Below are 24,220 nucleotides of genomic sequence, written 5' to 3'. Positions count from 1 at the left end.
TAGGAGGGGAAAATGAAACTTATATTAAAATATTTTTTATACAACATATGGAATAAAAAGTTAAGATCTTTTATCATTATCTTTTCTATAATGATTACAACATTGTTGGTAATGGCTAATTTAGGTATAAATAATTATTTCATGGCCACATATGATACAAATGTTAAGTATTTATTAGGAAATATAGATATTGTTATAAGTGCATCAAAAAATAGTGATGAATTAATTAAGCAAGGTAGTATAAAACTTAATAGCAGCGATGTTAAAAATAGTTCAGAAATATTTGGTGGACTCGGAAAAATTAAAAATAAAGCTGGGAAAAATATAAAGATAAATATTATTGGTGCAGATACAAATGAACTTAAGAAATTAAAAGTTATTGATAATGAGGAAAATGATAATAATAACGGAATTGTAATATCTAAAAAGGCATTAAACTATTTAGGGGTCAATATAGGATCAGAACTTGAATTGGATGTGCTGGGACAAAAATATAGGAATACTGTAGTAAACGTAGCTGATAACAGTGGAGTGCTTGCTAAGGATGATGAAAATAACATTACTATGGTATTACCTAAAAAAATTGTAGAACAATTTTATCATTCGGAAAATAAAATAAACAACATATATGTAGCTGTAAAGGATGGTAAAGATATAAATAATGTTATGAAAAATATAGAGAATGATAACAGCGGTATAGATGCACAGGCTACACATTCAATTGAGGATTATAAAACTCAAACTGACTCTATATCATTAGCTTTATTATTTGTATTGGTAATTACAATATTTATAAGTGTATATTTAATTTCATTTCTATTTAAGGTAATGGGAGCAGAACGAATAAGCGTAATTGGGACTTTTCAAAGTGTAGGAGCAACTAAAGGTGAGATAAGCCTATTGTTTATTGGTGAAAGTTTAATTTATGGAATTTTAGGATTTATATTAGGGATAGGGGTAAGTAATTTTACACTATCAAATATATATTCTATGCTAAATCAATTTCAGACAAGTAATACAAATGCTATTCCTATAATGGAACCAGTTAATATACTAATAGCTTTTGCTGTTGCTGTAGGGATATCTTTGATTAGTAGTTTAACTATAACTTTCAATATTAATAAAATTCAAGTGAAAAATCAAATAATAAATACATTAAAGCTAACAAAAGATGTAAGCATTGCTCATGTAGCTTTTGGAATAATAAGTTTTGGCGTAAGTGCAGGATTGTATTTTTACAACAAAAACTACAATAGTATTATAGGTGCAATAAGCTTTTTATTTTTAATAATAGGGGGAATTTTAATTTCCTCAATTGTAGTTAATATTTTCACATTGCTTGTATCAAAGACATTAGGTAAGTTTAGTGGCACACTGAATTTGGCAATGAAGAATTTGGAAACGGATAAATTTTTACAAGGAAATATAACACTAATAACTGTTATGATAACGATGATATTAACTATATCCATAGTAATTACGAGTGTTCAATCGTCAATGGTGTCAATGCTTAATCAGAATGATTTTGACGTATCTATTACTAGCATTAGTTCAGATATTAAAACTTACGACAGGATCAGTAAAATAGATGGTGTTAATAAAATGTATTATGAATATTTAGCATTTCCTAAAGCTGAAGCAGCTGAAGCAGGTACACAAACTCTCGGAAATTTAAGTTTAATTGGAATGTCAAAAGATCAACAATTTAGTGATTTTCATAAGAATGGAGTAAAGTATGATAAGAAGTTGGCTGAAAAATTACAAGATGGCGATTATATAATGGTTGATTCTTTCTTTGCAGATAAAAACAATTTAAAAATTAGAGATAAATTATTGGTTACTTATGATTCTGAAAAACTAACAAAACGAAAAAGTAAATATGAGATCATAGGTTTTCTAGACTCTTCTGGGTTTGCAACAACAAGGGATGCAGCAATTATAAGCCTTGATAATATGAAGAGAAGCGTAACTAAAATACCATATCAAATACTTGTGAAATTATCAGATGATAAGAAGAAAAAGGCAACAAGTGATATTACTGATGAACTTATAGACACTCCTGCTGTTGTTAAAACAATTAATCAAAGTATAAATGATAGTATGCAAGGAGTAGATGGATTGATTTCGGTTTTAAGCGTATTAATGGCCCTAGTTTTTGTTTTAGTTGGATTCGGAGTTGTTAATAATTTGTTTATTAGTTTCTTGCAGAGAAAACGTCAAATTGCAGTTTTAAGTTCTGTTGCAATGAGTAATCTTCAAATTACTTGTATGTTTTTTTTAGAAACTATAGCATTGTTTATAATTTCTTTAGGTTCTAGTTGCATATTAAGTTATACAATTTGCATTATGCTTCCTAAAATGCTTTGGGGAACAGGGCTTGCATTTAAATTTTTGTATTCATGGAAAGTATTTGGTATTGTAGCAATTGTATTATTTATACTAATGATTTTGGGTACTATAATAACTTCACTAGGATTAATACGTATGAAAATTATTGATGAATTGAAATATGAATAGAATAATATATGTAGGAGATGGAGTGAATGAAAGACATAATATTAAAAACTGAAAATTTATTTAAAACAGTTACTATAGGAAAAGAAAATACCAATATATTAAATGATGTGAATTTAGAAGTTGAAAAAGGAGAATTCATTTCAATTATGGGCCCATCAGGGTGTGGAAAGAGTACATTACTATATTTATTAGGAGGATTAGATAAACCTTCCGAAGGGAACGTTATATTAAATAATCAAGATATTAATAAATTATCTAATTCTAAAAAGAGTAGATTACGTTGCTCAGAACTAGGTTTTGTATTTCAATTTTATAATCTTGTCCCAGGATTAACTGTAGAGGAAAATATATTACTTCCAGTAGTAATGGCAAGAGAAAAGAGAGCGGATGTGAAGGAAAAGTTAGAGGAATTACTTAAAATAGTTAACTTGACAGATAAAAAAAAGCTTCGTCCTCATCAGCTTTCAGGAGGACAGCAACAAAGAACAGCAATTGCACGTGCACTTATAACAAATCCTAGTGTACTTCTAGCAGACGAACCAATTGGAAATTTAGATAGTGTATCTGGAAACGAAGTAATGAAACTTTTTAAAAGGATAAATGATGAACAAAAAGTTACGATAATTCAAGTTACTCACTCAAATGAATCTGCAGAATATGGAAATAGAATAATTAGAATGCGTGATGGACGGATTATTAACCATAGAGATGGAGTTGTAACGAATGAATAATAAAAAGATAGCAGCACTGTTTCCAGGACAAGGTTCACAATATATTGGAATGTGTAATAAGTTTGCAGACAATAAATGTGTAAACTTAATATTAGAACAAGCATCGAATAAATTAAATATTGATATAAAGAAAATGTGTAATGAAGAAAATAAGGATATTTTCAAAACTGAATTTGCACAGCCAATTATATTAACTGTAAGTTATATTATGTACAAGCTTTATAGAGAACTTGGAGGGGACGTACCAGATATAGCATTAGGACATAGCTTGGGAGAGTTTTCAGCATTGACATGTGCAGGGTGTATAAGTTTTGAAGATGCATTGGAACTTGTGAGCATGAGAGGTAAATTAATGAGTACTGTAGACAATGGCTATGCTATGACTGCAGTAGTTAATGTTAGTTATGAAAATCTTGAAAAAGTAATAGCAAAAATGAATGAAAAAATATATATATCCAATTATAACTCTCCAACTCAAGTTGTTATATCTGCTAAGGCAGATATTATTGGAAAATTTGAAAAAGAAATTGAAATATTAGGTGGGAACACAAAAAGATTAAAGACATCTCAACCGTTTCATACTGAAATTATGCAGGGTGTTGCAATTAAATTTGAAGAGTATATAAATAAATGTAAATTTTCAGAGCCAGAGTTTCATGTAATATCTAATGTAACAGCGGAAGTACATAAGGAAGAATTAATTAAAAAAAGACTTATACAGCAAATATACAAGCCAGTAAATTTTACTCAATGTATGAAAACTTTGAGAAGGAGAGGCATAGAGAATGCCATAGAATTTGGGGCGGGGAATGTATTAACGAGGATAGCTATTCAAAATTACAATGAGATATCAGCATATGCAATGGATGAATATGCTGATAGAAAGCAGCTTAATGACTTAATTAAATTTAATAAGAATAAATCAGTATCATTATTATATATAGTAAATTTATGTTTAGCTGAAGTAACAGGAACAAAATTTGAAAATTATATAGTTGAAGCACATAGAGGGTTAAATGAAAATTATAAAAAACTTGAGTTAATTCGTAATAATTTAGAACAGTCCAATAGTTTAAGTCATGAAAATATAGAGGAAAAGTGTGTTGAGTTATTAAAAAAATGTTTAATGTTAAAAAATGTTCCTATGAACGAGCAAAATAGTATATTAACGAGCATAACATCATCTTTTAATGTATATAAGGAGCGTGAATATGAATTATAAAACAATTACGGAAGCCATACTTGATCTTGATAAATGTAGAGAAGAGTCAATAACCTTTATTCTCCATAATGATGAATATAAAGTTAAGTATTCAGATATTTTAGGAAAAGGTAAGCAAGTTTTACACATGATACAGAAGAACGGATTAGTTAAAGGAGATACACTAATTTTTCAGTTCGACGATAATGAACAATTCGTAGTTACATTTATAGCGTGTATTATAGGTGGAATTATTCCTGTGCCTATTGATAGAATACAAAATAAATTTAACATAGAAAGAATTAAAGGGATATTACAAAAGATGCCTAATTCATGGATTATTACAAGTGATTATGTATTAAATAGTGTCTTACAAATTATTGAACATACAGATGATAGTGCATTGATAGAAAAATTTGAAAAACAAGCCATTAGATACGAAAATTATACTGAATTTAATGAATCACAAAAAATTTGCAACCCTAAAGAAGATGATATTTGCTTAATACAATATTCATCAGGTTCAACTAGTCTACCAAAAGGAGTTCAAGTGACACATAAAGCGCTGATTTCAAATGTATCAGGCATTTATGAAGCCGTTGGCGGTACAAAAGAAAGTGAAATATTAACATGGACACCATTAACACATAATTTAGCGTTAATACCTTTTGTGGTACTGCCTTTAGTATATAAAGTTAACACTCATATAATGCAAACATCAATGTTTTTACAAAATCCACTTAATTGGTTACAAAAAATTGATGAGCACAAAATAACTTTTTCTGCAACACCAAACTTTGCATTTAAGTATGTATTACAAGCAATTCAAAAGCTAGGACTTCCTAAATTCGATTTATCATCATTAAAAGTTATTTTTAATGGTGGAGAGCAAATTTCTTTTGAGGCATGCGAAAGTTTTGTAAATATATTAAAACCGTTACAGTTATCACATAATTCAATTATTTCTGTGTATGGAATGTCAGAAGCAACGGTTTGCGTAACTATATCCCCTGTTAATGAACATATTTATGCAGGATATTATAAACGTGAAAGTTTAATTGGTGGAAAAAAGGTTGAGTTAGGTGATGAACAAAGTAATGATATCTGTCTGGTAGATGTTGGATATCCTTTGAATGGAATACAAATTAGAATCTGCGATAACAATAAAGTTTTAGTAGAAGAAGGAGTGGCGGGTGAAATTCAGTTGAGGGGAGACGCTTTGACTCCAGGATATTACGAGTTAGAAGAGGCTACGAAAAATCTTTATACTGATGATGACTGGTTAAAGACTGGAGATATTGGTTTTTTAAATAAGGGTAGATTAACTATTATAGGCCGTGAAAAGGATTTAATAATTGTTAATGGAAAAAATATCTACTGTCATGATGTTGAGAAATATGTAGAAGACTCAGGAGAATGTATAGAATTACAGGTAGTAGCTGTGGCAGCTTTTGATTCTATCTCACAGCGAGACAGAGCAGTTATATTTATTGAAAGTGATATAACATTTGATCAATTTAAAATTATGGCACTCCGAATAAAAGCATATATGGCATTAAACTATGGTTTAATAATTGATGATATTTTACCAGTGAGTAGTATACCTAAAACACTAAGTGGTAAGAAACAACGTTACAAATTAGCAGAGGATTATAAAAAAGGTGAATTTAACCAAATAAAGCAACAAATTAATACTATAGATTGCGGATCTAAATATTTAAAAAGTCCTAAAACTGGAACAGAAGAGATACTTTTTAATATATGGTGTGATGTTTTGAAAAATGATAAGTATGGAGTTGGTGATAATTTCTTTTTATTAGGTGGAAATTCTATTAAAGTTATTGCTATGGTTGGGTTAATAAAAGAAAGATTAAATAAGACGATCGCTGCATCTGTAATATTTAAAAATCCTACTATAGAAAGTTTATCTGTTATTATAGATAAAATGAATAGTGAAAATAATTTTACATTGAAGAATAATCCTAAAGAAGAGTATTATCCATTAAGTAAAGAACAACTTAGAATTTATATTAGTGCATGTCTTGCAGAAAATAATACTGTGTATAATATTCCTATAGCTGCAAGGATATACAATTGTTTGATTGATCCAGTAAAGGCTCAAAATATTATTAATATGTTAGTTCAAAAGTATGAAATTTTACGTACTAGCATAGAACTTGTGAATTTATCTCCTATGCAAAAGGTGCACAATAACGTTGAGATAAATGTTGGGTATAGGGAAATAGATGAAGAAGAGTTAAAGCTCGTTATTGAAACATTTGTAAGACCATTTAACTTAACAGAATCTCCTTTAATGCGTTTAGAAATAAATAATGTCGAAAATGATACGATTATTTTAATAGATATGCATCATATTATTAGCGATGGTACAACTATTTCACTTTTTTTAAATGAATTTTTAAATATATATTATGGAGGAGAACTTCAGCCACCAAGATTCCAATTTAAAGATTATGTAGATTATCAAAATAGTTCGGAATATGATTTAAAAATTCAAAAAATGGAAAAATATTGGATTGAACAATTTAACACAGAGGTATCACCAGTATATTTACCGGAGGATTTTGATAGATTAAAAGTTAAAAGGTATAATGGTAAAAGAATAAGCTTTCAGTTAGATAAAGAAATTATAACAGAGGTATTAAATATAGGAAATAAATATAATGTAACTGAATTTATGACATTTTTATCTATATATAATATTTTTATAAATCTTTATACTGGAGAAAATGATATTGTAATTGGAACACCTGTGGCGGGGAGACATTTAAATGAAATTCAAGATATGTTAGGTGTGTTTATAAATATGGTTCCAATACGTAATAATTTTAATGATGAAGTGAAATTTAGTGAATTGTTAAAAATTGTATCAAATAACGTAATAAATGCACTTGATAAGGGAGAATATCCTTTTGATATGTTAATTAAAAAGTTAGGAATTAAGACGGATTCTAGTACAACGCCCTTATTTAATATAGCATTTGTTTATCAGAATTTTATGTATCCTGAAGTTCAAGGGATAAGATATACTTTAAAAGATGTTAATACATCTACATCACAATATGATTTATTATTAACAATTTATACGTTAGATGATGGATTTAAATTTGAATTTGAATATGATACTGATTTATTTAAAGATGAAACTATTGTTCAATTTATTAATTCATTTTATGACATTATTAATCAAATAACACAAAATCCAGAAATTAATATTAATAAAATACAAATCTATGGAAAACAAAATAGTAAAGTAACTATCCATATGTTAAAATAACATCTTGCTCTCATGTAATTTATTAAAGCAGTTTTTAAATTCATGAAGGGCATATGCGACCTGGTCATACGTTTTTATAACAGGAGTTAAATCAAAATGGACATTAATATATTAAAAAAAATTATTAATCAAATGGAACAGTCATCAATTTCATATTTAGAATATAAAGATAGTAACATAAGTTTAAAACTTGCAATGCAAAAAAAAACATAACATAAATGACGAAATTGCATGCGCTATAAAAAATAAAGATATTTATTTAATAAAATCAAAGTACGTTGGAATTGTAAAAATCATAGATAATGAAAGCCATCAACCATTTGTTACTCTAGGACAAATGGTTGAAGTAGGTGATTTATTGTGCGTTATAGAATATCTAAACTTGTTTATTCAAATAAAATCTTGTGTATGTGGATATGTTAGTGAAATATGTGTTAGAAATCTATCAATGATTCAATATGGCGAAGTTCTATTTAAGATTGTTATGTAAGAGTCAAATTTAAGGGATTATATAAAGAAGTAACAAGATTATGTTGCTTCTTTATTTTTAGTGTGCCCGGCATGGGCGTAATCTAACGGGTGAAAGTCCCGAGTGCGGGTTGATAGTGCCAAGCACATAGTTGAACACCAAGGGTGTCCTCGGCGACGAGGAATCTGAAGGCAGGTGTAGACAAATTTCCAGTCTGACGAACAGAAATTACATATAAGGCATGGTATACTGGGTAAAATTGCTAAACAAATTGAAGCCCAAAACTATTCAAAAAAATATACTGTGTAAATGTAGCAGATACATGGAGAGAAAGATTGCGTTCTTACCCGGGGAGAGCTCATGGACATGTTAAGATGTATTTCGATACATGGTTGAAATAAGATTTATCATGAGCAGTCAGCCGACGCCATAGTACCAAAATATTTATAAATATTTTGGGAAGGGCTGAACTATAGGAGGTTTTGAAAATTTTGAAGAACTCAAAGAAATATGTAGAAATCAGAAAACTTCATAATGAAGACTATCTATGCGAGGTAGGGTTGGAAATCCAAGATAACATAGAAGTGATGAGTATTTCTTCGGCGTCAAGGAATGGAAGAGACGACAAGAAACGAGATACTAATAACCTAATGGAGCAAATTCTTCATCGTGGCAATTTGAACAAAGCATACAAAAAGGTGAAGAAAAATAAAGGAAGTAGTGGCGTGGATGGAATGACAGTAGATGAACTACTAGAATACCTAAAACGTAACAACAGCCAACTTCAAAAGGATTTAATAGAAGAAAGTTATACCCCAATGCCAGTCCGTAGGGTAGAAATAGATAAACCCGACGGTGGGAAAAGACTTCTAGGAATACCTACGGTAGTAGACAGGGTAGTACAACAGGCGATAGCCCAAGTGTTAACACCAATCTACGAGGAAAAGTTTTCAGAAACAAGTTTTGGATTCCGACCAGGAAGAAGTCAACACCAAGCGATTGAAAAATGTAAAGAACACATCAACGACGGTTATAAATGGGTCGTTGACATTGACATATCTAAGTATTTTGATACTGTAAATCATGATAAACTCATGTCCATCCTATCCAAGGATTTAGATGACAAAAAGGTATTAAGATTAATAAGGAAATATTTACAATCAGGTGTAATGATAAACGGAGTGGTCGCAGAAACAGACCTCGGATGCCCGCAGGGTGGTCCATGTAGTCCGCTACTCAGTAATATTTATCTAAATGAATTGGATAAAGAACTGGAAAGGCGTGGATTAAGGTTCTGTCGTTTTGCAGATGATTGCAATATCTACGTTAAGAGCAAACGATCTGCGGAAAGAGTAATGAGGTCAGTTACAAAATTTCTGGAGGAAGAACTGAAACTGAAAATAAATCTAAACAAAAGTAAGGTAGCTAGGCCATGGAAACTGAAATACTTAAGTTTTTCATTTTACAATGGCAAAGGTGGAATTCAAGTACGTGTACACCCGAAAGCTATAGAAAAACTTAAGAAAAACATCAAAGAAGTAACTTCAAGAAGTAATGGGAAAAGCCTAGAATGGAGATTCCAAAAACTGAATCAGAAACTTCGAGGATGGATAAATTATTTCAGAATAGCTAATATGAAAACTATAGCAAAAGAGCTAGACCGATGGTTAAGGAGAAGGATACGCCTCTGTATATGGAAACAATGGAAAAGGGTCAGAACGAGATTCAAGGAACTTAAAAAGAGAGGGCTATCAAAACAAAAGTCTTGGGAATATGCAAATACACGAAGAAGTTATTGGAGAATATCCAAGAGTCCAATTATGAATATTGCATATAAAGATAAAGACCTAGAAAGTCTAGGTCTAATCAGTATAACGAAATATTATCTTAGAACTTGTTAGTTCTTATAGAACCGCCTTGTACCGAACGGTATGCAGGGTGGTGTGAGAGGTCGGCTAATCAAATAATGATTAGCCTCCTACTCGATTGGACTTAAAGTAGTTACATTGGGCATAATATCGTTAATACATATTTGATAGGAGTTGTTGTAGCTATGACTAAACTAGGCACTATTAAACAAAACAAAAAACCTAACAGATTAATTAATGAAAAGTCTCCATACCTTCTGCAACATGCATATAACCCAGTAAGTTGGAATCCCTCGGGTGAGTACGCCCTTACCAAAGCAAAAGATAAACCAATCTTCCTTTCAATCGGTTATTCAACTTGCCATTGGTGTCATGTAACCTAAAGACTGCAATTTATGACAAAGAAGAAACCATTTAAAATCAATGTATTAAGATGCTTTTGCACTAAAACTTCAACTTCAATTCCTATATAAGCACTAACTTAATTGTAGGTATTGTTTTTTTATGCCTTTTTAAATTGTTATTAAATAATATAGTTACAGAACAATTACTATTAACTAAAGCTGTGTATGTTATATATATGTAAGCGACAAATAACCCGTCACCTAAAATAATGTAATAATACTCCTATGAAGACGAGGAGTATTATTACATGAATAAAAGAAAATTTGAGGCACAATGGATGACATTAGTAGTAATTTGAAAAAAACTTGACATGCAACTAAATGGTTGCTAATATAAAACTATGGATAAAATATTTAGTGCTCTTGCTGACAAGTCACGTCGTTACTTATTAGATCTGCTTTATGAAAAGAATGGTCAATCTCTTTCTGAACTATGTTCCCGGCTTGAAATGTCAAGACAGGCAGTATCAAAACATCTTTTAATACTAGAAAACGCCGATATTATAGTACCCATATGGAGGGGGAGAGAGAAGATTCATTATATTAATACTGTTCCATTAAGGCTAATTTCTTTGAGGTGGATAAATAAGTTTGATGAAATAAGAATTGAAGACTTGATGGAATTGAAAGGAAATCTTGAAAAATAAACTAAGGAGGATATTATGGAAGGATTTATGTATCAAATAGTTATATCGACCAGTGCGGAGAAAGTATGGGAAGCTCTTATTAAACCTGAATATACAAAAAAATATTGGTTCGGACGCAGTGTAATTTCTAAATGGAATGTTGGTTCCTCTGTATCAGTTATTACACCCGAAGGAAAAGAGGAAGTGAGAGGCGAAGTTATTGAATATAACCCAAACAAAAGACTTTCCTATACTTGGAAAAAGTTTCAAGAAAATACTGAAGAAAAGATCACAACAGTGGTTTTCGAAATACAAGAGATGGGACCCTTAACAAAATTAACAATTTTGCAAGATATAAATGCTGAAGATGCAAAATTCCAGCAAGCTGCTGCTGGATGGACTTTTATTCTTTGTGGAATAAAAACTCTATTAGAAACAGGAGAACCACTTCCGTCGCTTCCTTGGAAGCACTGATAAAGAAAATTGAATATAAAAAAATAACTTAGTATCTTGGATTAAAGAATGATACTAGGTTATTTTTATGGAAGGCTGGTTATATCTGACTGATAAAATGATGTTAATCGGGCTTTTGCATTAGAAATTATGAAATAAGATAAAACTTTCTTTACGGACGACACAAGTGTTTTTGTATTGATATAGGTATGCAACACAAAATTAAACACTTGGATAAAATGTTATTCTTTATTTTTATGGACTTAAAGTAGTTACATTGGGCATAATATCGTTAATACATATTTGATAGGAGTTGTTGTAGCTATGACTAAACTAGACACTATTAAACAAAACAGAAAACCTAACAGATTAATTAATGAAAAGTCTCCATACCTTCTGCAACATGCATATAACCCAGTAAGTTGGAATCCCTGGGGTGAAGACGCCTTTACCAAAGCAAAAGCAGAAGATAAACCAATCTTCCTTTCAATCGGTTATTCAACTTGCCATTGGTGTCATGTCATGGAGAAAGAATCTTTTGAAAATGAAGAAGTAGCAGCTATTTTAAATAAATATTTTGTATCAATAAAGGTAGATAGAGAGGAACGCCCAGATATAGACAGTATTTATATGACCGTATGCCAAACTTTAACTGGAAGTGGTGGATGGCCCTTAACTATTTTTATGACACCAGATAAAAAGCCATTTTATGCTGGTACGTATTTTCCAAGGGAAAGTAGACATAGAATGCCAGGCATAAAGGATGTACTGAATTCTATAGCACAGCAGTGGAATGAAGAAAGAGAGAATATTATAGCATCTAGTGAAAAAATAGTAGAGCATATAAAAAACATTGATAAAAAGGTTAATCTAGTAGAACTAGGAGAAGAAATAGGCGAGGATGAAATACATAATGCATATAATAGCTTCAAGGGTGTATTTGATTGTGATTATGGTGGATTTGGAAGGTCTCCAAAATTTCCAGCGCCTCATAACTTGCAATTTTTATTGAAATACTGGAGAAATTATAATGAGCCTAAAGCATTAGAGATGGTAGAAAAAACTTTGGAAGCTATGTATGAGGGCGGGATTTTCGACCATATAGGGTTTGGATTCTCAAGGTATTCCACAGATGGGAGATGGCTCATACCTCACTTCGAAAAAATGTTATATGACAATGCACTTTTAGCTACAGTATATATTGAGGCTTTTGAAGCTACAGGCAAAGTATTCTACAAACAAGTAGCTGAAAAAATATTTATTTATATCTTAAGGGATATGACCTCTCCAGAGGGTGGCTTTTACTCAGCAGAGGATGCAGATAGTGAGGGAGAAGAAGGCACATATTATTTATTAACATTAAAGGAAATAGGTTTAGTTTTAGGTGAGGAGCTTTATGAAACCTATTGTAAACGCTATAATATAACGGTTGAAGGTAATTTTGAAGGTAGGAATATTCCAAATCTTATTGGCAAAAAAAGTAGCTCTAAGATAGATGAAAAAATAGAACGCAAATTAGAAGAAATGAGACAAAAGTTATTTGAATATAGGGAAAAAAGAATTCATCCTTATAAGGATGACAAGATATTAACTTCCTGGAATGGACTTATGATTGCGGCGCTCGCTTATGGTGGAAGAATTTTTGAAAATAGCGATTATATTACCCAGGCAGAAAAGGCTATGGATTTTATTTTAAGTAACATGATTAATGAAAAAGGAAGATTAATGGCTAGGTACAGAGAAGGCGAAATAGCCCATTTAGGCTATTTAGAAGATTACGCATTCCTTGTGCATGCTTTAATTGAGTTATATGAAGCTACTTTTAATGTAAAATACTTAGCTAGAGCAATAGAGTTTAATAAAAATATGCTTAAGTTGTTTAAAGATGAAGAGCAAGGTGGATTGTTTTTATATGGAGTTGACGGAGAAGAACTAATTGTTAGGCCAAAAGATATATATGATGGTGCTATGCCATCAGGTAATTCAGTGGCTACTTTAAATATGTTAAGGCTTGCTAGATTAAGTGGTAATAGTGAATTAGAAAATGAGGCATACGGGCAATTTGAGGCTTTTGCTTCAAAGGTTAAAACTATAGAAAGTGCTCATGCTTATTTTATGACGGCACTATTATATAGCAATATACCAGGAAAGGATATTATTATCGCAGGAGAGGGGCAGGGTAGTGTTACTAAAGCTATGATTAAAGAGATTAATAGTAATTACCTCCCATTTGCTACAGTAGTAATAAACACTGGCGATGAAAGGTTAAATTCCATTAATAATGAGTTAAGAGCACATAAACCTTTGCAGGGAAAGACTACTGCCTATATTTGTGAGAATTTTACTTGCAAAGAGCCAATTACTGATTTGAAAAAATTCTCTGAGTATATTAAGATTTATTAATATGCAAAACAAATTGTAAAAAAATTGACAAATATGTACTGTAGTGATATAATTTAAGCTATTATTGAGTAATTATATAATTATATAATCATTAAATTCCATGAAAAGGACAGTACTTTCTTATTAATCTTAAAGCGAGCAAGGGTAGAGTGTAAGCCTTGTAAGGTATAGGAAGTTAAGTGGGCAACTATTTAACAAAATTAGTATTAAATTAATTTTAGGAAGAGAACCTTGGAGAAGCTGCCTGAACTAGTTAAAAGTATTTTTGACTCTTATAGGGTAAGCCGCGAGTAGCGTTAACACATTGAGTGGACTTTATAGTCAACTAGAGTGGTACAGCGGAAGTATAACCCGTCTCTTTATTTAGAGATGGGTTTTTGTTATATTACAATATATATGGATTTTGAAATTAGGATTACAATTAATAAGTGTATCAAGTGAAATGCAGCGCAGGAGGGATAACAATTGTTATCTACCGCAGAGCAATACAGGAGGGAATTTTTATGGATTATAAAAAAATAGTTGCAGAAAGAATTAAACAATTGGTGGAGCTCGATATAGAAACAATAGAGAAGTTAATTGAAATACCCCCAAGACCTGAAATGGGAGAGTTTGCTTTTCCGTGTTTTCAATTAGGAAAAACTATGAAAAAAGCGCCTAATATGATAGCTAATGACCTAAAAGGAAAAATTGAAAATGAGGGTTTTGAAAAAATAGAGTGCTTTGGTCCTTACTTAAATTTCTTTCTAGACAAAGGAGTATTTATTAAAAATACTATAGAAAAAATATTAGAAGAGGGAGAAAGCTATGGTTCATCTAAAATAGGTGAAGGTAAGAATATGATAGTAGAGTATTCATCACCTAATATAGCAAAGCCATTTCACGTAGGACATTTATTCACTACAGTTATAGGTAACTCTTTATATAAGATACTTTCTTTTGAAGGATATAATTGTACTGGAATTAATCATCTTGGGGATTGGGGAACACAATTTGGTAAGCTTATTTACGCCTATAAAAACTGGGTAGACGAAGATGCATTAGAAAAAGAGCCTATTAATGAATTATTAAGAATTTATGTGAAATTCCATGAAGAGGCTGATATTGACCCAACACTTAATGATGAAGCAAAAATGTATTTTAGGAAATTAGAAGACGGTTGCGTTGATGAAGTTAAGCTTTGGACTAAATTTAGAGACTTAAGCCTAGTAGAGTTTAAGAAACTTTACAAAACTTTAAATGTTGAATTTGATTCTTATGCTGGGGAAAGTTTTTACTGTGATAAAATGGATGACATAATAAAAGACATAGATTCAAAGGGCCTACTTGTAGACAGTAATGGAGCTAAAGTTGTAATGCTCGATGAATACAATATACCACCTTGCATAATTAAAAAATCAGACGGTGCTACAATTTATGCTACTCGTGATTTAGCTGCAGCAACTTACAGAAAGAAGACTTATGATTTTCATAAAAATATTTATGTAGTTGGAAAAGATCAAGCTCTTCATTTTAAACAAGTATTTACTACTTTAAAGCTTATGGGCAATAAGTGGGCAGATGATTGTGTGCATGTACCTTTTGGCACAGTAAGATTTGCAGATAAAAAATTATCTACAAGAAAAGGCGATGTTATTTTCTTAGATGAATTATTAGATCAAGCAGTGGTTAAAACTCTTGAAGTAATAAATGAAAAAAATCCAGAGCTTGAAAACAAAGAAGATGTAGCTAAAAAAGTAGGAATAGGTGCTATTGTATTCACTTATTTAAAAAATCATAGAGAAAGAGATATTGTCTTCAATTGGGAAGAAATGCTTAGCTTTGATGGGGAAACAGGTCCTTATGTGCAATATACTTATGCAAGAGCAAAAAGCATATTAAGAAAAGTTGGAGAAAATAGCAATAAACCTGAAACTAATGAAGTTAGAACTAATGTAGAACCTGATTATAATAAATTAAATTCTAAAGAAGAATTTGAACTTGTTAAGCAGTTAGAAGGTTTCCAAAGTGCAATTATGGCTGCTATTGATAAATTAGAACCATCTATGGTTACAAGATATGTTATTGAGGTAGCAAAGGCATTTAATAAATTTTATAATCAGCACAATATATCAAATTTAGAAGATGAATCGAATAAAAAAGCAAAAATTAAAATGGTAGAATCTACTTGCCAAGTAATCAAGAACGCGTTAAACCTTATAGGGATAGAAGTTGTAGACAGAATGTAGCATATACTCGGTATTCCTTTGGATTTGCGTTATTGCAATTATTTGCAATAACGCTGTTTTTAATGTATTATTAGATTATAGAAAAATGTAAAACTTGTTTAGAATTATTTAGCAAATAAAAAACACATTTGTTGTAATAGATACTTTTCTTTTTTTATAGATTAGGGGGAACTATGTTTATCAAAAAATACAAAATTAAGGTTATTTTGCCTAACGAAATTTTCACCAAATATAAGATGGACACTATTGCGTATTTAGATATTGAAGCTACAGGGTTCGATATGGAATATGATAAAATAGTATTGATATCTTTAGGGTATTACTTAAACAAAGATGAATTTGAAATCGTTCAATATTTTGCGGAGGCGCCAAGCGACGAGGAGAGTCTTTTGAAAGAACTTAAGAAAGCGATGGGTAATTTTAAAAGATGGTGTTCTTATAATGGAACAGCCTTTGATGAGCCCTTCATAATTAGAAAGATGTACAGATATAATCTTGGGTTTAGAATGCCAAGGGAACATATAGATTTATTTAGGATTATAAGACCTTTTCATAAAAAAATGGGAATTAAAAATTGCAGTTTAAAAAGTGTAGAGCAGTTCACTGGTATTAACAGAAAAGATGAAATAAATGGGGCTATGTGGGTTGAACTATATAATGAATACCTAGTAAAACATGATGAAAAGTCTAAGGAAATTCTTATGCTTCATAATTATGAGGATGTTGTGAATTTGCCTAAAATTTTCAATGTAGTTGATATTATTGAAAATGATTTGGATCTTAAGAGAAAAGAAAAATTAGCTAAAAAACAAATGGCTTTTTTGAAAAGTAATAGAACAACTAATGAACCACTAAAAATGGTGAGTACCAGGTTATCTATATTAGCAAAATAGTGCATAGTTAAGATTAAAAAAAACAGTGGTATAGTACAAAAATGTACTATACCACTGCTTTTTTTATTGAATTTTATTGGGGGGCTTTATCTCACAACTATGGCTACAGCCTTTACAGCCATTTCCACAACCACAATCACCACTTGCTTGCTTTTTTATATTAGAATACAAGATATATCCAGCTACAACTATAATCACACCAACAATAATAAATTCCACGCTAGCATCACCTCTTTATATTTTATACTATATATTTTATGCTATAAATTTTTTATTATCCAATTATAATACTACCTACATTAAATATTATAAAAGAAACTATCCAAGCTAATAGCAATTGATATGTTAAAGAAAAAATTGCCATTTTATTTCCATATTCCTTTTTCATAGTTGCGATTACCGATACACAGGGAGTATATAATAATACGAAAACTAAGAAACTATAAGCCGATAGTGGCGTAAAATAATTAGCTAAAATATGTTTTAAATTACCTCCATATATAACACCCATTGTACCTACAACTACTTCCTTAGCCATAAGACCAGTTAAAAGTGCTACCGAATTTTGCCATGAAGCAAATCCAAGTGGTATAAATACTGGATTTATAAATTTTCCTATTGAAGCTAAAAAGCTAATGTTTATATCAACCATACCTGTAGTATTGAAATTTGATAAAAACCATATTATTACGGAAATTGAGAAAATTATAGTGCCGGCTTTCTTTAAGAAGCCTTTACCTTTTTGCCAAGTGTGTATTAATAAGCTTTTTGGTTCTGGTAATTTATATACAGGTAATTCTATAATAAAAGGTTCTTCATCCTTTTTGAATAAAGTATTTTTAAATAGTAGGCCAATTCCAAAGGCTAAACCAATACCTAGTAAGTATAATGAAAATACCATGAAGGTTTCTCTTCCAGGAAAAAATATTGATGCAAACAATGCATAAACTGGAAGCCTGGCATTGCAGGACATAAGAGGAACTAAAAGTGCTGTTAATTTTCTGTCTTTATCACTCTCTAGAGTTCTAGCAGACATTATAGCTGGAACAGAGCAACCGAAACCAACAATTAAAGGAATAAAAGCTTTACCTGATAAGCCCATTTTTCTCATTAACTTATCCATTATAAAAGCAGCTCTTGCCATGTATCCACTGTCTTCTAAAAATGAGATACCTAAGAATAATGTCAATATAACCGGTAAAAATACTATTACGGAACCAACTCCGCCTACGATACCATCAATTAGTAGAGAAGAAAACCAAGCGCTGTTACTCGCAAGTACAATACGTAAAAATGGAACGAAAAAATCATTAAGCAAACTATCTAGAAGATCAGCTAAAGGTTGTCCAACCCAGGTAAATGTAAACATAAAAATTAAAAATAAACTTCCGAAAAATAGCGGATAAGCAAGTATTCTATTAAGCACAATTTTATCTATTTTTTCTGTAATAGAAGCTTTATTATCAGTGTTTTTATTAGTAATTGATTTTAATAAACATTCAATGTAATCATAAGTTTCTTTTTCATCTTTAAATTTTAGACTGTTTGTAGAAGTGGTAATGTAATCCTTTTTGAGGAGGCAATCGCGAACATCAGAAATACCTTTACCTTTTGAAGCTACTATAGGTATTATTTTTACCCCTAGTTTTTGTTCTAAAAGTTTTAAATTAATGTCTATTCCCTTAGATATTGCTACGTCTATCATGTTTAATACTAAAATTATCGGTTTGTTAAATTGTTTTAATTGAGTTGTAAGGTATAAATTTCTATCAAGGCTCGATGCATCAACAATATTTACAATTACATCTACGTTACTGCTTTGCAAAAATTCCTTGGAAACTTTTTCTTCGTTTGAATAAGTGTCCATGGCATAAATACCAGGCAAGTCAACAATTTTAATTTTATTAGCTATAAAGCCTTCTTTTTTTTCTACGGTCACTCCAGCCCAATTACCTACGTATTGGTTAGAACCTGTAAGTGCATTAAATAGAGTTGTTTTGCCAACATTAGGATTACCTAGTAAAGCAGCAGTAATCATTCAAATCCTCCTTATTATATCTCGCTATAATAATTATGCAATTTTTATAGATATATTTTTAGCGTCATTTTTTCTAATGGCTAAATTGAAACCGCGTAAATTTATAATTATAGGATCCCCTAGAGGTGCGGTAGCTACTAATTTAACTTCAGTACCTTCTATGAAGCCTAATGCGAGTAATCTTTTAGCAAATTTATCATCCCCGCAAACGGAGTCAATGAGCGCTTTATCTCCTGGCTTTAAATCGTAAATACTTATAATAATCACTCCTTAATGAAAACAATTCTCAATTGTAATTTTAACATGTTTATCTATTAGTGTCAATATGAAGTAACAAGAAAAATCATTAAATTTTAAAAATGATTTTATAAAATAGTGGAAATGTGATAACATATAAATAGAGCAGAGGTTTAAATTAGACATGTGCAAATTTACGGTTTTGCTTTTTAGAAAACTTAGTAGAAAAGAGTGATATTGTGATTACAAAACTTAGTAGTATTAAGGTAGGGGAAATTTCAGTGGAAGGGGCCCTTACTATAGACGGAAATAAGCAACTCTTTAAAGATGCATTGTTTTTTGATTTAGAACATTACATTTATAAAAAGCCCATATGTATAGGAGTTTTTGGGTGCTGCTATTATGATGAAATTTCAAATGAGTTAAAGGTTACCCAATATATGGCGGAAAATAAAAAAGATGCTATAGAAATATTATCTTTAGCTAAAAATTATTTTGAAGAAATGAAGATGAAGTATAATAAAAAATTCATCGTTACATTTTCAGGGAATAATGATTTTACAGTTATAAACTATTTGTTAAAAGCTCATAAAATAGATTTTATACTAGAAGGGTATTTTGGCGAAGTAGATTTGCAGAAATGTTATGAAAAAGCTGAAGGAACATGTATTGGGCTTAAAGCTCTAGAAAAGATATTTGAGATTGATCGCGAAAGTGAGGTAATTAGTGGCTCTAATTTAGCTAAAACCTTTGGTAAAATAGTAAAAGATGCTGAGTATATAAATAGAATGCCTAAAGAAAAAAAAGAAAAAATATTATTATATAATCAACAAGATGTTGTTAGTTTATTTTATATATATGTTGATTGGTACAATAAAATACAGTTAAAAACTGAGGAAAGCATAGCACATCAATAGCTGTGTTTTTTTATTTGCTAAAAAATTTTAGATTAACTTAGTAATGAGGAATACTGTAAGCATTTCCATAATAATTTAATAGAAGGGTGTTTTAAAATTATTAGAGGAGGGAAGCATATGGAGCAGACTCGGAGAAACATTGATGCAGCGATGGGAAGGGTTAAAGCAGATTTAGTGCTAAAGAATGCGAATTTTATAAATGTGTTTACTGAAAATATAGATAGAGGGGATATTGCTATACTAGGCGATACTATTATAGGAATTGGTGAATACGATGGAACCGCTGAAATTGATTGCTCAGATTTATATGTTTCGCCGGGATTCATTGATTCGCATGTACACATAGAATCCTCCATGATTATGCCCAAGCAGTTTGCGGAGGTGATAATTAAAAAAGGTGTAACTACAATAATAGCAGATCCACATGAAATAGCTAATGTAGAAGGAATGAACGGTATTAACTTTATGATAAATAATAGTAAAAAAGCACCTATAGATGTTTTTTTTATGCTACCTTCTTGTGTTCCGGCAACAAACTTTGAGGATAGTGGATTCGTTCTTAATGCTAATAATTTTGATAAATTAATCAATAATAAGCTAGTTTTAGGTCTCGGTGAAGTAATGGATGTGACCGCAGTTACAAATAAGGATGAAAATATATTAAAAAAAATAGATATAGCAAAGCACAAACATATAGATGGTCACTGTCCTAATATATCGCCTAGGGAGTTAAATGCATACTTAAGCTGCGGTGTAAGAACAGATCATGAAAGCGAAAATGCCAAAGAAGCCTTACTAAAAGTTAGTAGGGGAATGTACGTAATGCTGCGAGAAGGATCAGCTGCAAGAAATTTAAAGGACATTCTTCCCGCTGTTACCAAGAATAACTTCGGAAGATTTTTATTTTGCACGGATGATAGACATGTAGACGATTTACTAGAGAGTGGCTCCATAGATAACTGTATTAGAATTTCTATAAAGCAGGGAATTAATCCTATAAATGCGTTTATAATGGCCTCATTTAATGCAGCTAAATGTTATGGTTTGTTGGATAGAGGAGCTATAGCACCAGGATATAAAGCAGATTTAGTGCTATTTGAAGACTTAAAGGGCGTAAATATAATGAAAGTTATAAAAAATGGTAAAGAGTATAAAGAATTACCGGGCACAAAACATGTAGACTTAAAAATAAAATCGTCCATGCATATGGATTTTATAGATAGTGAAATTTTCAAAGTTAAAAGTAATGCTAAAGCTGTAAATGTGATAAAATTAATTCCGAATTCCTTGCGAACTAAATTGGTGCAGAGGAAAACAGAAAGTGAACTTGGTTATATAAAGAGAGTGGCAGAAAGAGATGTATTAAAAATAGCAGTAATTGAAAGACATCATAATACAGGTAAGCATTTTGTTGGATTTATAGAAGGATTAGGATTAAAGCATTGCTCCATAGCACAAACAATAGTCCATGATTCTCACAACCTTATAGTCATTGGAGATAATGATAAGGACATGGAGGTGGCAGTTAATACTCTTGTTTCGATTGGTGGAGGTATAGCTATGGTGTCTGAGGGGAAAGTTATTGCTCAGCTAAGCTTGCCAATTGCGGGGCTAATGACCTTTGAGTCCCCATATATGGTGTCAGAGCACCTAAATAGGCTTAGTAGAATTGCCAGAGGCTTTGGAGTACGAGAGGAATATGACCCTTTTGTAAGCTTATCTTTTATGGCGCTTCCAGTAATACCTGAAGTTAAAATTACTACTCGAGGATTGTTTGACTATAATAAGCATGCATTTATAAAGCTTATTGTCGAATAATAGCGGAAATAAAAATCTTACAATAATAATTAATATTATTGTAAGATTTTTTTTAAACCCATTTCTAAATGATGAACATATTAATTAATAAAGTATATTTATGAAAAGGAGATATAGGGATATTAATTTATCCCCCAAAATTAACGTTTTCTTTATAATTATGTTGAATATTCATAAAAAACTATGCATATAATTTGCAAAATAAGGAATGCACTGATGGCGGGTATTGTGATTGGATTTAAAAAAAATAAAAAATCCGTAAATATTTTTAATATGAGTACATATACTGACAGAGTGGTATTTAAATTTAGCGTACTAAATATTATATAATGTGTTATGAAGCTATTAATGAGAAATTTAATAACAGTGAAAACATGATTAGGAGTGGGGAAATATGAGTCTTCAAAATAAACAGAAATTAGGATATATACTTGTTCAAACCAAGAAAATAACTGAAGAACAGTTGAGATCAGTTTTGAAAAAACAAAGAATATCTGGGAAAAGACTTGGAGAACAACTTATAGAGGACAATATTTTAACGGAAGATGTAATAATAGATGTACTTGAAATACAACTAGGAATTATGAGAGTAGATTTAGAAAGAACTGTTGTAAATATGGAAGCAGTTAAATGTATATCTGAAAGTCTAGCTCTTAGATACAATTTGATTCCTATAGATATAGAAGACAATAAAATCAAAGTTGCTATGGCAGACCCATTAAATGTGTTTGCAATCGATGATGTGGGCATATCATCAGGTTACGAGGTAGAACCTTTAATTACAACTCAAACAGCCATTAAAAAGTCTATAGATAGATATTACTCGTCGCAATATGTTCAAAAGGCAGCAAATGAACTAGTAAAATCTCAAACTCAAAGTGATATAAAGGGACTTAGCGTGGAGGAATCTGATAGTCTTGAAAACATTAAGAATGCTCCTGCGGTAAGGCTTGTAGATTCTCTAGTTAAAAATGCAGTAAAAAGCAGGGCTAGTGACATTCACATAGAACCATTTGATGAGTATGTTAGGGTTAGATATAGAATCGATGGTGAGCTTCATGAAGTATTGAAGTCTCCCAAGGAAACCTTAGCTGCATTGGTAACAAGAATAAAAATACTTGGTAACATGAATATAGCAGAGAAAAGACTTCCTCAAGATGGAAGAATACTAATGAATATAGAGAAAAAAGATTACGATCTTCGCGTATCTATTCTTCCTACGGTTTATGGAGAGAAAGTGGTTATTAGAGTGCTTGACAGAGAAAACTTTCTTAAATCTAAGAAGCAACTAGGATTAAGTAAAGATGACTTAGAAAAGGTAGAGGGTATAATTAAAAGCCCTTACGGTATTATTTTAGTAACGGGGCCTACAGGAAGTGGTAAGTCTACCACGTTATATAGTATTTTAAGTGATTTGAATAAGGAAAATACTAATATTATAACTGTAGAAGACCCAGTAGAATACTTAATAGATGATATAAATCAAGTTAATGTGAATATTAAGGCGGGACTAACCTTTGCGTCAGGCCTTAGATCTATTTTAAGACAAGATCCAGATATAATAATGATAGGTGAAATCAGAGATAGTGAAACAGCAGAAATAGCGATTAGGTCCGCTATTACAGGACATTTGGTTTTAAGCACTATTCATACCAACGATGCGGCCTCAGCAGTAGTAAGACTTTCGGACATGGGAATAGAACCATACCTAGTGGCAACTTCGGTAAGTGGAGTTATTTCACAAAGACTTGTGCGGAGGATATGTAAGCACTGTAAAACTTCTTTCGAAGCTAGTAGTTATGAAAAAACAATATTAGGATTAGAAGAGCAAGAGACGCTAAAGCTTTATAAGGGCGAGGGTTGTACCTACTGTAATAACAGTGGGTTTTCGGGCAGAACAGGTGTCTATGAGATTATGGAAATTACTAGAGAAATAAGGGAAAGCATTCTACTTAACAAAAGCATAGATCAAATTAAAGATATAAGCATTAGAAATGGAATGAAAACCCTTAAAAAGTCCTGTGAGGAGCTGGTTTATAGTGGTGAAACTACAATAGATGAATTAATAAAAATAGCTTTTTCAAAGGATAGTTAGCAGTCGTGCTAACTATAAAGGGGG

The 24,220-nt window shown here is 31.0% G+C and carries 17 protein-coding genes and 1 pseudogene; 15 read left to right on the top strand and 3 right to left on the bottom strand.

The window, feature by feature from the left end:
- Positions 1-12 precede the first annotated feature (12 nt).
- The 12 genes and pseudogenes from ACWJKS_RS13155 (at position 13) to ACWJKS_RS13100 (ending at position 17,091) form a co-directional block, all read left to right on the top strand.
- A complete protein-coding gene (locus tag ACWJKS_RS13155; protein WP_462959739.1) occupies positions 13-2,517 on the top strand; it encodes an ABC transporter permease in 2,505 nt (834 codons plus the stop codon).
- A gap of 26 nt (positions 2,518-2,543) precedes the next feature.
- Positions 2,544-3,248 (top strand): ABC transporter ATP-binding protein, encoded by a 705-nt coding sequence (locus ACWJKS_RS13150; RefSeq protein WP_216301680.1) that lies wholly within the window; start codon positions 2,544-2,546, stop codon positions 3,246-3,248.
- A complete protein-coding gene (gene fabD, locus ACWJKS_RS13145) occupies positions 3,241-4,470 on the top strand; it encodes an ACP S-malonyltransferase (protein ID WP_462959738.1) in 1,230 nt (409 codons plus the stop codon). Before ACWJKS_RS13150 ends, fabD begins: the two co-directional genes overlap by 8 nt.
- Positions 4,460-7,747 (top strand): condensation domain-containing protein, encoded by a 3,288-nt coding sequence (locus ACWJKS_RS13140; RefSeq protein WP_462959737.1) that lies wholly within the window; start codon positions 4,460-4,462, stop codon positions 7,745-7,747. Before fabD ends, ACWJKS_RS13140 begins: the two co-directional genes overlap by 11 nt.
- Before the next feature lie 190 nt (positions 7,748-7,937).
- A complete protein-coding gene (locus tag ACWJKS_RS13135) occupies positions 7,938-8,237 on the top strand; it encodes an acetyl-CoA carboxylase biotin carboxyl carrier protein (RefSeq protein ID WP_462959736.1) in 300 nt (99 codons plus the stop codon).
- A 470-nt stretch (positions 8,238-8,707) separates the two neighbouring features.
- Positions 8,708-10,117: a group II intron reverse transcriptase/maturase gene (gene ltrA, locus ACWJKS_RS13130; protein ID WP_165415056.1), complete on the top strand. Its 1,410-nt coding sequence runs from the start codon at positions 8,708-8,710 to the stop codon at positions 10,115-10,117.
- A 152-nt stretch (positions 10,118-10,269) separates the two neighbouring features.
- A pseudogene (locus tag ACWJKS_RS13125) lies at positions 10,270-10,461 on the top strand (DUF255 domain-containing protein); the annotation flags it as partial.
- 368 nt (positions 10,462-10,829) lie between these two features.
- Positions 10,830-11,135, top strand: a complete 306-nt coding sequence (locus ACWJKS_RS13120) for an ArsR/SmtB family transcription factor (protein ID WP_216301684.1) — start codon at positions 10,830-10,832, stop codon at positions 11,133-11,135.
- A gap of 15 nt (positions 11,136-11,150) precedes the next feature.
- Positions 11,151-11,588: an SRPBCC domain-containing protein gene (locus tag ACWJKS_RS13115; protein WP_216301685.1), complete on the top strand. Its 438-nt coding sequence runs from the start codon at positions 11,151-11,153 to the stop codon at positions 11,586-11,588.
- A 303-nt stretch (positions 11,589-11,891) separates the two neighbouring features.
- Positions 11,892-13,970: a thioredoxin domain-containing protein gene (locus tag ACWJKS_RS13110; protein WP_462959735.1), complete on the top strand. Its 2,079-nt coding sequence runs from the start codon at positions 11,892-11,894 to the stop codon at positions 13,968-13,970.
- Positions 13,971-14,473: 503 nt separating this feature from the next.
- Entirely contained in the window at positions 14,474-16,198 is a 1,725-nt protein-coding gene (gene argS, locus ACWJKS_RS13105; RefSeq protein WP_462959734.1) for an arginine--tRNA ligase, read from the top strand.
- A gap of 173 nt (positions 16,199-16,371) precedes the next feature.
- Positions 16,372-17,091, top strand: coding sequence for a ribonuclease H-like domain-containing protein (locus tag ACWJKS_RS13100; protein WP_165414909.1), 720 nt, complete (start codon positions 16,372-16,374; stop codon positions 17,089-17,091).
- A 63-nt stretch (positions 17,092-17,154) separates the two neighbouring features.
- Here ACWJKS_RS13100 and ACWJKS_RS13095 read toward each other — a convergent pair whose 3' ends face one another.
- From ACWJKS_RS13095 to ACWJKS_RS13085, 3 genes are read right to left on the bottom strand one after another with little or no spacing between them, the layout of a single operon-like run.
- A complete protein-coding gene (locus ACWJKS_RS13095) occupies positions 17,155-17,310 on the bottom strand; it encodes a FeoB-associated Cys-rich membrane protein (protein WP_165414910.1) in 156 nt (51 codons plus the stop codon).
- 55 nt (positions 17,311-17,365) lie between these two features.
- The gene (feoB, locus tag ACWJKS_RS13090) at positions 17,366-19,129 is read right to left on the bottom strand and encodes a ferrous iron transport protein B (RefSeq protein WP_165414911.1); all 1,764 of its coding nucleotides are present in this window, start codon (positions 19,127-19,129) and stop codon (positions 17,366-17,368) included.
- A gap of 33 nt (positions 19,130-19,162) precedes the next feature.
- Entirely contained in the window at positions 19,163-19,387 is a 225-nt protein-coding gene (locus tag ACWJKS_RS13085; RefSeq protein ID WP_165414912.1) for a FeoA family protein, read from the bottom strand.
- 218 nt (positions 19,388-19,605) lie between these two features.
- On the opposite strand from ACWJKS_RS13085, the gene ACWJKS_RS13080 reads away from it, so the two are divergent.
- From ACWJKS_RS13080 to ACWJKS_RS13070, 3 genes are all read left to right on the top strand, one after another.
- Complete coding sequence (locus ACWJKS_RS13080; RefSeq protein ID WP_216301689.1) at positions 19,606-20,283, top strand: ribonuclease H-like domain-containing protein; 678 nt, start codon at positions 19,606-19,608, stop codon at positions 20,281-20,283.
- Between the two features lie 117 nt (positions 20,284-20,400).
- Positions 20,401-22,101 carry an adenine deaminase gene (ade, locus tag ACWJKS_RS13075; RefSeq protein ID WP_462959733.1) on the top strand — a complete coding sequence of 567 codons (1,701 nt, stop codon included), beginning with the start codon at positions 20,401-20,403 and terminating at the stop codon, positions 22,099-22,101.
- 394 nt (positions 22,102-22,495) lie between these two features.
- Positions 22,496-24,196 (top strand): GspE/PulE family protein, encoded by a 1,701-nt coding sequence (locus ACWJKS_RS13070; protein ID WP_462952863.1) that lies wholly within the window; start codon positions 22,496-22,498, stop codon positions 24,194-24,196.
- Positions 24,197-24,220: the final 24 nt, after the last annotated feature.

The sequence above is a fragment of the Clostridium sp. CM038 genome, from assembly GCF_055081105.1.
This window is presented reverse-complemented; position numbering and strand designations above follow the sequence as displayed.